This is a genomic window from Corynebacterium sp. c24Ua_83, assembly GCF_039907245.1.
GTDB lineage: Bacteria > Actinomycetota > Actinomycetes > Mycobacteriales > Mycobacteriaceae > Corynebacterium.
Map to the genome: position 1 here is coordinate 1 of NZ_JASBOI010000027.1, position 10,947 is coordinate 10,947.

Below are 10,947 nucleotides of genomic sequence, written 5' to 3' on the forward strand. Positions count from 1 at the left end.
TGCGGACAGCCTCAACCGGAGAGCTGAACTCAGAGTCCTCGAAACCATTCGTCGCGAGAACACCAATGCGCTTGCCATCTAGCTTTGCCATGTTTGCTCCTTTCTAGAGGATGTACGACCCCATGGTGCCAGCAAAACCCGGTCCGCGACACCCCGATTTCCCCCTTGGTCTCCGGTCTCGCCGTCCGTCCGCCAGGCATAGCAAAACCCGGTGGCCACCTCCCACACAGGGAAGCAACCACCGGGTTGTCGTTTTTGCCATTTGGCGCTGTGCCAGATGATGGATTCGAACCAACGAAGGCAGAGCCGGCGGATTTACAGTCCGCTCCCTTTGGCCGCTCGGGCAATCTGGCATGCACCATTCGGTGCGCTGGTAACTCTACTACGAGTAGCCCCAACTTATGCAAATCGCCAGCTCAAGCAGCTCTCCGGAAGCTACCCTGCGCGCCCCGCAGGCTCCGAGGCCACTCCGCCAGCTATCCCAGGCGCTCCAAGGCGAAGTCCATCAAGTGGCGCAGCGCCTGAGTCACCTGGTTCTCGGGCAGCTTGGCCAGCTCATCCTCGCCGTACTGGCGGTAGCGCTGCACGACCTCAAAGGACTTCTCGCGACCTTCGGAGCCACGGATAAGCTCCAGCGCCTCGTCCACCAAGGCATCCTCTGTGACAGGCCCGGTGAGAATCTCGCGCAGTCGCGCCCCTGTGGCGTCATCCTGCTGCATTGCATAAAGAACCGGCAGGGTGAACACGCCCTCGCGCAAGTCCGTGCCAGGTTGCTTGCCGGAGACCTCCGGGTCGGCCCAAATGTCGATGATGTCGTCAACGATCTGGAAGATCTGGCCGACGTTACGGCCGAAGCGGAACAGTGCCTCGCGGTGTTCCTCGGAAGCGCCACTGTGGAGTGCGCCGAGCCAGCCCGCCGAAGCGATGAGCACGCCCGTCTTCTCCTGGATGACGGTCAGGTAGTGCTCAATCTCGTCCTCCCCCTCGCGGGCGCCGATGGTTTCGCGCATCTGGCCGGTCACCAGCTCCCGGAAGGTCTCCGCGAAGTGCTGCACCGTCTGGGTGCCAAGCGTTGCCATGATGTCGCTGGCGATAGCGAACAGGTAGTCGCCCGCCAAAATGGCCACGGAGTTGTTCCAGCGCTTGTTCGCGGATTCCGCACCACGGCGCTGGTCGGACTCGTCCATCACGTCGTCGTGGTACAGCGTTGCCAGGTGGGTCAGTTCCACCACGGCAGCTGCCTCGTGTACTTCCTGCGCGGTCGGCTTCTCACCGTAATGAGCCGCCAGCAGGGCGAACATCACGCGGAAGCGCTTGCCGCCCGCCTCGAAGAGGTGGCTGATTTTGTCGGTGAGGAAGGATTCGCCAACCGACAACCGATCCTTCAGCAGCTGTTCAACCTGCTGCATCGACTGGCCCAAGGCCTCGTTTAGTTGCGCATCCCCCACGTCAGGGAGCGCCGGTTTACGGGGTGTGGCACTTGGCATGTCCGTGGTCAGCCTCGACTTTTCCTCTTGAACTGCGCATGCGGTGTTTCACATGCGGTCTTTTACATGTCTACCGACACTTTAGTCGATTAACGTGGCGGTGTTTAACGCACGTGCGATCTACGCCTCGACCTCCCCGCCAGCCCTTCCCCACCCGCGTGGAACAATGGGTGTCGATGAATCCCCCCGCTTCTGAAACTTCCACCGTTGGCTCCCACAGCATCGAGTGCGATCTCGCCGTCATCGGAGCAGGCCCGGCCGGTGCCGCCGCCGCTTTCCACGCCGCCCGCGCTGGCCTGGACGTCGCAATGGTGGACATGGCCGACGTGCCGGGTTCTAAGCCGGGCACTGCGGCAGGTTCTGTGCCGGGCACTGCACCCAGCCCCCTCCCTATCGGCCGCGATAAGACCTGCGGCGATGGCCTCACCCCACGCGCCGTCGCCTCCCTGGAGTCGATGGGCGCGCTCCACCTCCTCGACGGCGCCCCCTACATCCGGGGCCTCAAGCTGCACGGCTTCGGCGGCTCCATCACCGCGCCGTGGCCTTCAGGAAACTTCCCGCAACGCGGCTCGGCCATCCCCCGCACGCGCCTGGATGCCGCCCTCGCCGGAATCGCCATCGCGGCGGGTGCTCGTTTTATTCAAGCGAAGATTAATGACGCCACCCCGGACCCAGTAACCCAACAGCTCAGCGAGGTCGCGGGCACTCGCACCGGTGAGGGCGCGCAAGGTTCATCCGCGCCCGTGAAGATCCGTGCGCGCTTCTTCGTCCTGGCCGAGGGCGTGCGCAGTGGCATCGCCCGCAAGCTGGGCGTGCAGTGGGATAAGGGGCTGGTCCACGGCATCGCGGCCCGTAGTTACATCAACACCCCCTTCGGCGATGAGCCGTGGATTCACTCGCACCTGGAGCGTAACGACGCTTCCGGAACCGCCCAGCCGGGCTACGGGTGGGTGTTCCCCCTGGGCAATCCGGCCGAAGAGGTGGATCGCGGCCCGGCTGAAGGCATCGGCAAAGCGAACCTCGGCTGCGGAGTGCTGGCCACCACCAAGCGCCCCGCCAAGGTAAACACCAAGAAGCTGCTGCGCGACTACGCGCGCCAAGTCAGCGACGAATGGGCCATCGAGGGAGAGCCGGAATCCATCACCTCCGCCCTCCTGCCGATGGGCGGAGCCGTCAGCCGCGTGGCCGGCCCCAACTGGGCCGCCATCGGGGACACCGCCGCCCTGGTCAATCCGCTGAACGGCGAAGGCATCGACTACGCCTTGGAATCCGCCGAGCTGCTGGTCCGGTTGTTGGTTGATCAGTGGGGCGGGCCGGAGAAGTGGGCGTCCAAAATAAAGGGCCACAACGGCGCCGGCATGGAGCCAGAATGGACGAATCAACTGCAGAAACACTACGGCGAGGCGTTCGGGCTGGCGCGGCGGCTGGCGGTGGTGTTGACGATGCCGGGACTGATGAGCGCGCTCGGGCCGCTGGGCATGCGCGGGCCGCTGGCGAACCGCGTGATGGGCGTGGCGACGCGCCTGATGGGGAACCTCGTGAGCCCCGCCGACCGCGACGTGGCGGCCAGGCTGTGGCGGGGTGCAGGAAGGGTTGTGAACCTCGCGCCGATCGACGAGCCCTTCGCCGCGCGGAAGTAGCCGCTGCTACTGGCCGCGCGCGGATGAGTTCCAGTTAGTCGCGGATCGCGCTGTGGAGCGCCACGATTCCGCCGGTGAGGTTCTGCCAGCCGACCTCTCGCCAACCACAGTCGCGGATCTCCGCGGCGAGTTCCTCCTGGTCAGGCCAGGCGCGGATGGATTCGGCAAGGTACTCGTAGGCATCCGCGTTGGAGCTAACTACCTTCGCAACCTTCGGCAGGGCGCGCATCAGGTATTCCTTGTACACCGTCTTGAAGATCGGGATGACGGGGGTGGAGAACTCCGCGACGGCGAGCTTGCCGCCGGGCTTCGTCACGCGCGCCATTTCGCGCAGGCCGGCGCGGAAATCCACAATGTTGCGCAGGCCGTAGTTGATCGTCACCGCGTCGAAGGTCGCGTCGGCGAACGGCAGGTTCGTTCCGTCCGCGCACACCATCGGCACGTTGCGGTGGGAGCCGACGGCGAGCATGCCGAAGGAGAAGTCGCAGGCGATGCAGGTGGCGCCCGTGCGGGCAAACTCTTCGGTGGATACGCCCGTGCCCGCGGCGAGGTCGAGCACCAGGTCGCCGGGCTTTAGGTCGAGGCGCTTGCGGGTGCGGATGCGCCAATAGCGATCCTGGCCGAAGCTCAACACCGTGTTGGTGAGGTCGTAGTTCTTGCCTACCGCGTCGAACATCGACGCGACTTCATGCGGCTTCTTTTCCAAACTTGCCCGAGACACGACTCACATCTTAGCGCGGGCGCTGCGTTTACTTCGCGACGGGTTCAGTGCCGACCTGCGCGGCGGAGTCGGCCGTGGACTCGGCGCTGACCTGCGGGGCTGGCTTGGCCGAAGTCTCAACGGTGGCCTGCGCGGTGGTCTCCTCGGTGGTCTCCTCAGCTGCGGGGCGGGGCACCTCGCGCACACCCGTGAAGTCGCGCTGCGAACCCTTGCGCGGGGCCGCCTTGCCGCCCTGCGCGATGGCCTGGCGGTAGTAGCCGAGCAGCTGGTCGCACAGGCTGGACCAGCTCTTGTTCTGCACGCCCTCGAAGGCGTTGTCGCGGTAGGTATCCACGTCCCCGGCAAGGATGGTGTCCACCGCCTCGACCAGCTCGGACTCGAAGTTCTCTACGTTCAGAAGGTAGCCGTTGTGGCCGGGCTTGATGAGGTCGATCGGGCCACCGGCAGCCGGGCCGATGGTCGCCACGCGGGAAGCCTGGGCCTCCTGGATCGCCTGGCAGAAGGTCTCGTACTGGCCGGTGTGCACGAAGATGTCCAGGCTGGCGAAGGCATGCGCCAGATCCTCGCCGTACAGCCCGCCGGTGAATACTGCGGTGGGCATCCGGGACTTGAGGTCCTCCATCTCCGGACCGTCGCCGACGATTACCAGCTGCACGTCGTCCCGGCCGTTCAGGGCAGCCATGCGCTCCACGGACTTCTCGGCGGCCAGACGGCCGACGAAGCCGACGATGGTGCGGCGGCCCTCCAGGTCGGCGGCCTCGCCAGCGTTGCCACGCTTCTTCTCGCCTTCCAGCAGCCACTCGCGGCGCAGCTCGTCGGAACGCTTGGAGGGGTGGAAGCGTTCCGTATCCACGCCGCGGCCCCAGTGCGCCACGCCCCGCACCCGGTTTTCTTCCAGCTCGCGCATCGTCACGGAGCTCGGGGCAAGCGTCATGGCGCACATGTTGTGCATGACGCGCACCCAGCGCCACGCCATCTTGGATAGGAGCTTCATCCTGTAGTTGTTGGCGAAGCCCGCCACGTCGGTCTGGAAGATAGCCACGCAAGGCAGCTTCAGTGCCCGCGCTGCCACGGCGCCCGCGCCGCCGAGCACGAAGGGGCTGGCCAGGTGAACCACGTCTGGCTGGAACTTCTTCAGCTCCGTGTACACGCTCGGCATCGGCACGCCGATCGGCAGGGAGTTAATGCCCGGCACGTCCACGGCGGGCACGCGGGCGATGCGGTAGCCCTCGTAGGTCGCAATTTCCTCTTGCCCATTCGTTGCCCCTGGGGCGATCACCAGCGCTTCGTGCCCATTGGCACGCAAGTGCTCCAGCACGCGGAGGACGGAATTGACCACGCCGTTTACGTTAGGCAGAAAGCTCTCGGCAACAATTGCAACTCGCATACCCTTCAGCGTCCCTTTTTCAGTTCACGCCCGCGTTTCGTCTGGGTAAAAACATTTACAAGTCTAGGCAAACAGAAGGTTACTTTCATTACTCAAAGTTTATTTTTCTTCTGCCAGATGCGGATCATCAGCATCAACATGGCGCACACGCCCAGCCCCACGGCCATGGACGACAGCGCCGGCAGGAAAGCCAACGTCCATCCCCTCCCCTGCACCTTCACATTCTCGGGGTCGCTGACCTGGTATTCCACGCGCACGTTCTGCCCTTCCACCAGGCCGGAAGGGTACTTCAGCCCCTCTTCGGGCTGCCGGAAATTACCTTCTGCGTCGCGGAAACGCACGGTAGTCCGCAGCGTCTGCACCGAGACCACCTCCGCCGTCGCTTCGGCTTTGTCTCGCGAGATCGCAAAGTCATCCATCGCAGAGGTCACAATCATCCCGCCGCACACCAGCATTACCAGCCCCGCCAGCGCGATAACGGTTTGCTTGGCACGCCGCAGCCTGCGCGCCGTGCGAATTTGATGCGAGGTCAGCTCGTCAATCCTCTCGCGATTAACTATGCGATTCATCGTGCGCCTGCGATCCTCTGTTCTACTTCTTGACGCCCACGCCTGCTCACCTTCACTTCCAACACCGTGATCCCGCTTCCGCCGATTTCGGCGTGCTCGTCGATGGCTGTAGCGAGTTCCTCCACGCTGGTAGCCAGCTTGTGTTCCACTCCGAACCCGGCGCAGAGCTCCGCGAAGTCCAGGTCCAGTGGCGTGCCGAAGACCCGCTCGAAGGCAGCGGTGCCGTCGGCGAAGGTGCGCAAGTGCTCGGCACCGGGCTCGAGGGTTTCGAAGATCCCGCCGCCGCTGTCGTTGGTTAGTACGATCAGCAGATTGTCTGGGCGCGGCTCGAGTGGTCCGATGTTCAGCCCGCCGAGATCGTGAGCGAAGGTCAGGTCACCCATCACGGCAATAGTGCGGGGCGCGCGGATCGCCGTCGGGTCGGCGTGGGCGTGCGCCATTGCCGCGCCTACGGCGGTGGAGATGGTTCCGTCGATTCCCGACGCCCCACGGTTGGCGATCGCCTGCACTCCGTCGAAGGGCAGCCCGGCGCGGGAGGCATCCCGCACCGCCGTAGACGCCCCCAGTACCAAGAGGTCCCCGTCGCGCAGGGCGTCCGCAACAACGGCCACAGCATGCACCGCGGTGAACGGGTCGTGCTCGGCCAACCCGTCGCGCACCTGATTTACGCCCATGTCGCTGATGGCGCGGGCGACCTGCAGCCAGCTTTCCGGCTGCTCGCCGCGCGGTCGGACGGTGCTGCCGACCTCATCGACGTTGTCGAAAACGTCGGTGATGTTGCGGGTGTCGCTGAGGGCAATGACGTTGATGTCCTTGTTGGCCAGGAGCTTTGTGACGCCACGGTGGAGGGTTGGCCGGCCGATCACCACGATCTGTTCCGGGGTGGTGACCGCCGAGTGTTCGCCGTCGCTGACGACCTGGGTGCTGAACATGTCTACGGCCGCGCTGTGCACGGGGAAGTCGGGTGCCGGGGCTACGGGTTCCGCGATGGTCGGCACGTCCGCTAGTTCGTCCATGATCGAGCGCGCCCAGGCGACGTCGCTGACGGATCCCGCAATGACGAGCGTGCGGCGCGACAGGTCTACCTCGACCTGGCCATAGGGCAGCTTCCGGGGACCGCGGGCGAGCTGGCCGGGCACGTGAGAGCCTTGTGCGCCCTCGGTCGTTTCCGCATCTTCAGCGCCGTCTTCAGTGGCGGCAATTTCACCGGCCCACAGCGAAAGCTCGTCCAGCGTCGGCGGCACGAGGGGTTCCCGCAGCGGCACGTCCAGGTGGGCTCCGCCGCCGTCGATGGGGTCCGTTGCCGCAGCGATTAGCTTGCGCACCAGGTCGCGGATCTCCGCTGTGGTGTCGGCAGCGGCGCCTTCCAGCGCCAGCTCGCCGGTGTTCAGGGTGCATACGGAATGGGTGCCGAAGATCTCCGCCTGGTCGATGGTCTGGTTCGCCCCCGAGCCCAGCATAGAGAGCGGCCGGTTCGCCGAGAGCACAACCAGCGGCACGCCGGAAAGCGTGGCCTCCACCATGGCCGGCAGGCAGTTGGCCACGGCCGTCCCGGAAGTCATGACGACCGGCACCGGATTGCGCGAAACCTTCGCCAGCCCCAGTGCCAGGAAAGCCGCCGAACGCTCGTCGGTGCGGACATGCAGGCGCACCCGCCCGACCCTTTCCGCTTCCACGAACGCCAGGTTCAGCGGCGAGTTCCGCGAGCCGGGGCACAGCACTGCCTCCCGCACACCGCTGCGAATCAGCTGGTCAACCAGCACCAAACCCGCACGTACTGCAACGGGGCTGGGCAGCGCAGCAGAGTGTGTGCCAGAGCCTTGAGTCGGATCCTGGGAAGAGCTATCAGCGTTAGTCACAGTTCCACAATCTACCTTCCGCCCTCCAGGTAGCTATAAGCCGCACGCAGGCGGTCCAGCCACCAATCACGCCTCTCGCCGGTAAGGCGGAACTCCGCCAGTCGGTCGGCATCGGGGGTTACAGCGCCGGTGTGCATGCGGCCATCGACGATTCGGCGCTCTGCGAGGTCGTGTTCAAAAAGCGTGCCGGTGGCCAGCCCGGCGGCGTTGGGTTCGGCGACCATGCCGTCGTCATCGATGTGCACCAAGCTGGCGGCGGCCTGCAGGCCGGCACCCAGGCCAACCGCAGTATCCAGGGCCGAACTCACCGTGATGGACACGCCGCGTTGCGCGACCTCGCTGGCCACCCGGCGGAGCTGATCCACGCCCCCGAGTGGCGGCACCTTGAGCACGGCCACGTCACACGCCCCTGCGTCGGTAACCTCCTTGACCGCTGTGATCGGATCCGCGCTCTTACGAATGGCCTCGTCGGCCGCGACCCGCACAAACAATCCCCGCCGCATGAGGCTCTGGCGCACCTCCGCCAGTTCGGCGACGGTGCGGCAGGGCTGCTCTACGTAATCCAGCGGGCCATCGGCGGCGAGGGTTTCCACAACCTCCAGGGCTTGCCGGACGGTCCAGCCGCCGTTGGCATCCATGCGGATCTTCGGGGCACGAATCCCCTGGTCCGCATACCACTGCCGAACTGCGCGGACGCGCTGAACGTCCTGGCGCATGCTGGCGGCCGGATCGTTGGCCAGGGCGTTCTTCTCCGCGACCTTGACCTTCACGGTGGTGCAGCCGGGATAACGCTCCATGAGCTCGCCGATGATCCCCGGCTGGGCGTCTACGTCCACTGCCGGGATGGTCGCGTTGACGGCAACCCATTCGTCGGCGGGGGCTGAACGGCTAGTTCCATAGCCGTACTGGATCGCCGAACGCAGCCACAGGGAAGCCTCGGCCGGCTCGTATTCCGGGAAGGGGGCGAACTCGGCCCACTGGGACGGGGCGTCAATAAGAAGGGCCTCGCGTACAGTCACGCCACGGAAGGACACCCGCATCGGCAGGGCAACCACGTCGGCGCGCTCGAGTAACTCGGCGAGCGACGGCAGCGGGAAGGACGGGTTAGAAGACGGGGCGGAACTGTTCATGCTTCCTACCTTGCCAAAAGCGGCCGGCCGATAGAATGGCGGGCATGACTGATTCCAGCAACAACCCCTTCAACCCCGAGCTGTGGCGCCCGGTCGATGTGCCGGGCGTAGACAACTTCACGGACATCACCTACCACCGTCACGTCGGCGAGGGCCGCGCCAACGGCATCGTGCGCATCGCCTTCGACCGCCCAGAGGTCCGCAATGCCTTCCGCCCGCACACCGTCGATGAGCTGTACCGGGCACTGGACCACGCGCGCCGCACCCCGGACGTGGGCACCATCCTGTTGACCGGCAACGGGCCTTCCCCGAAGGACGGCGGCTGGGCGTTTTGCTCCGGCGGCGACCAGCGCATCCGTGGCCGTTCCGGTTATCAGTACGCAACCAGCCACGATTCGGACGTCGCCGCCGCTGGCGCAGAAGGGGTGGACGAGGCCCGCGCGAAGGTTGAGGGCGGCCGCCTGCACATCCTGGAGGTGCAGCGCCTGATCCGCACGATGCCGAAGGTTGTAATCTGCCTAGTCAACGGCTGGGCCGCTGGCGGCGGGCACAGCCTGCACGTGGTGTGCGACCTAACCCTGGCCTCCCGCGAGCACGCGAAGTTCAAGCAGACGGACGCCGACGTCGGCTCCTTCGACGCAGGCTACGGCTCCGCATACCTCGCCAAGCAGGTGGGCCAGAAGTTTGCCCGCGAGATCTTCTTTCTCGGCGAGGCCATCGACGCTGAAACGATGCACCAGATGGGTGCCGTCAACCGTGTGGTGGATCACGCGGACCTGGAGGACACCGCCATCGAATGGGGTCGCAAGATCAACACCAAGTCCCCCACAGCACAGCGCATGCTGAAGTTCGCCTTCAACCTGACCGACGACGGATTAATGGGCCAGCAGGTCTTCGCAGGTGAGGCTACGCGCCTGGCCTACATGACCGACGAGGCAGTAGAAGGCAAGGATGCCTTCTTAGAGAAGCGCGAGCCGAACTGGGACGACTTCCCATACTACTACTAACTAAGGCAGTCCGGGGCTCTCTAAGACAAGTCTTCTTTGACAATTCTGCGCCCTTGGCGAAGCCCGCCTGTCGTCCAATGACTCAGGACGCACAGCGCCAAACCAATAACTGAAGTGAGTACGACATGTGGCTCCGTGGGCGCAGGTATCAGCCGAGAGTCCCCTAGGGGGACTAAAGAACGGTAGGCAGGCATAAACCCCTGGATTGCGATACAAGTCGCATAGAAGCTCAGGGAGCTAACTCCCGCCCAGTAGGGACCAATCCACGGTGATAGCCCCAGAGTCACCGATGCTACAAGGGTGCTGCTCGTCAGAATCATCAACACTACGGTGTTGGCAGGGTAAATTCTCAATAGCTGCCCCATTGCCACCGCCGCCACAAGCCATATACTCACGAAGGTGACGCACAGGGAAAGCAATGCAACCCCTCGTGCACGAAAGGAACTGCCTTCCCATTGAGCACTTAGAGGTTCAATCAGAACTGCCGCCACAGTACTCAAAAGTAAGAAGACCAACTCCATGTAGAGCACGTATTTAGGCTCATATACCGTGTCCCAGTTCACTTGAAATCCACCATCGCCAACCAAGACAACCGTAAACATTGCCAGGAGGGAGGCGCCCACAACCCAACCCAGCCTTCGGGTCTGCCAACCGTACTTAAGAAGCTGCATTGGTACCGCCAGAATAACTGCAGGTACTCAGTTCTTTACTGTGTTCCTGCACGATCATTTCCATCTGAACGTCATTAAACTGTCGCTCTTTAGGAAGGTCTGGTTCGCTAATAAAAGTTTCACGAGCCGTGACGGGAACCCTGGACAACAGCCAGTCGTTAACTTCGAAAGAAGTGTTGACGGCAGACTCGGAGGATTCCGGTCCACACACTAGAACCCCAGAAATCGCTTCAATCAATAAGGCACCAAAACGGGATCCTTGACCAGGCTTAAGCTCTACAACTCCAACGCCAAAAGGCAAAGGCTTCGCTGTATCTACCAGGGGCGAATCTTTCATTTCATAGAAACTGAACTGGCCCCCGAAAGTTGGACTGGTTTAACTCTAGGCGGTTAGGGCTTCAAGGGTCTGATTCCGATATTGCATCGGGGTCAGGCCCTTGAGTCGTTGTTGGATGCGTTCGGTGTTGTACCACTGA

General features: G+C 63.9%; 10 protein-coding genes, 1 tRNA gene and 1 pseudogene. 2 read left to right on the plus strand and 10 right to left on the minus strand.

The annotated features are described in order from the left end of the window. The 3 genes and pseudogenes from QKE30_RS10290 to QKE30_RS10300 all read right to left on the minus strand — a co-directional run. Nucleotides 1-91 (minus strand): annotated as a pseudogene (locus tag QKE30_RS10290) (peptidase C56); the annotation flags it as partial. Between the two features lie 180 nt (nucleotides 92-271). Next, nucleotides 272-353: transfer RNA gene (locus QKE30_RS10295), tRNA-Tyr, on the minus strand. 123 nt (nucleotides 354-476) lie between these two features. Next, nucleotides 477-1,487: a polyprenyl synthetase family protein gene (locus QKE30_RS10300; RefSeq protein WP_239198781.1), complete on the minus strand. Its 1,011-nt coding sequence runs from the start codon at nucleotides 1,485-1,487 to the stop codon at nucleotides 477-479. A 176-nt stretch (nucleotides 1,488-1,663) separates the two neighbouring features. On the opposite strand from QKE30_RS10300, the gene QKE30_RS10305 reads away from it, so the two are divergent. Further along, nucleotides 1,664-3,127, plus strand: a complete 1,464-nt coding sequence (locus tag QKE30_RS10305; protein ID WP_239198784.1) for an FAD-dependent oxidoreductase — start codon at nucleotides 1,664-1,666, stop codon at nucleotides 3,125-3,127. Between the two features lie 34 nt (nucleotides 3,128-3,161). Here QKE30_RS10305 and QKE30_RS10310 read toward each other — a convergent pair whose 3' ends face one another. From QKE30_RS10310 to QKE30_RS10330, 5 genes are all read right to left on the minus strand, one after another. Beyond that, a complete protein-coding gene (locus QKE30_RS10310; protein WP_347934732.1) occupies nucleotides 3,162-3,848 on the minus strand; it encodes a demethylmenaquinone methyltransferase in 687 nt (228 codons plus the stop codon). A 28-nt stretch (nucleotides 3,849-3,876) separates the two neighbouring features. Further along, nucleotides 3,877-5,235 carry a glycosyltransferase family 1 protein gene (locus QKE30_RS10315; protein WP_347934733.1) on the minus strand — a complete coding sequence of 453 codons (1,359 nt, stop codon included), beginning with the start codon at nucleotides 5,233-5,235 and terminating at the stop codon, nucleotides 3,877-3,879. A 92-nt stretch (nucleotides 5,236-5,327) separates the two neighbouring features. Then, nucleotides 5,328-5,804, minus strand: a complete 477-nt coding sequence (locus QKE30_RS10320) for a DUF3592 domain-containing protein (RefSeq protein WP_347934734.1) — start codon at nucleotides 5,802-5,804, stop codon at nucleotides 5,328-5,330. Further along, nucleotides 5,801-7,663, minus strand: a complete 1,863-nt coding sequence (menD, locus tag QKE30_RS10325) for a 2-succinyl-5-enolpyruvyl-6-hydroxy-3-cyclohexene-1-carboxylic-acid synthase (RefSeq protein ID WP_347934735.1) — start codon at nucleotides 7,661-7,663, stop codon at nucleotides 5,801-5,803. The genes QKE30_RS10320 and menD overlap by 4 nt, the downstream gene beginning before the upstream one ends. An 11-nt stretch (nucleotides 7,664-7,674) precedes the next feature. Beyond that, nucleotides 7,675-8,793 carry an o-succinylbenzoate synthase gene (locus tag QKE30_RS10330; protein ID WP_239198796.1) on the minus strand — a complete coding sequence of 373 codons (1,119 nt, stop codon included), beginning with the start codon at nucleotides 8,791-8,793 and terminating at the stop codon, nucleotides 7,675-7,677. 44 nt (nucleotides 8,794-8,837) lie between these two features. Here QKE30_RS10330 and QKE30_RS10335 point away from each other — a divergent pair, with 44 nt between their 5' ends. Next, the gene (locus QKE30_RS10335; RefSeq protein ID WP_239198799.1) at nucleotides 8,838-9,800 is read left to right on the plus strand and encodes a 1,4-dihydroxy-2-naphthoyl-CoA synthase; all 963 of its coding nucleotides are present in this window, start codon (nucleotides 8,838-8,840) and stop codon (nucleotides 9,798-9,800) included. Nucleotides 9,801-10,457: 657 nt separating this feature from the next. On the opposite strand, the gene QKE30_RS10340 is transcribed toward QKE30_RS10335, so the two are convergent. Together QKE30_RS10340 and QKE30_RS10345 are read right to left on the minus strand one after the other, a co-directional pair. Continuing rightward, complete coding sequence (locus tag QKE30_RS10340; protein ID WP_347934736.1) at nucleotides 10,458-10,808, minus strand: hypothetical protein; 351 nt, start codon at nucleotides 10,806-10,808, stop codon at nucleotides 10,458-10,460. A gap of 45 nt (nucleotides 10,809-10,853) precedes the next feature. Continuing rightward, nucleotides 10,854-10,947, minus strand: a 94-nt coding sequence (locus QKE30_RS10345) for an IS3 family transposase (protein WP_156474291.1), incomplete at its 5' end; no start/stop codon positions are given.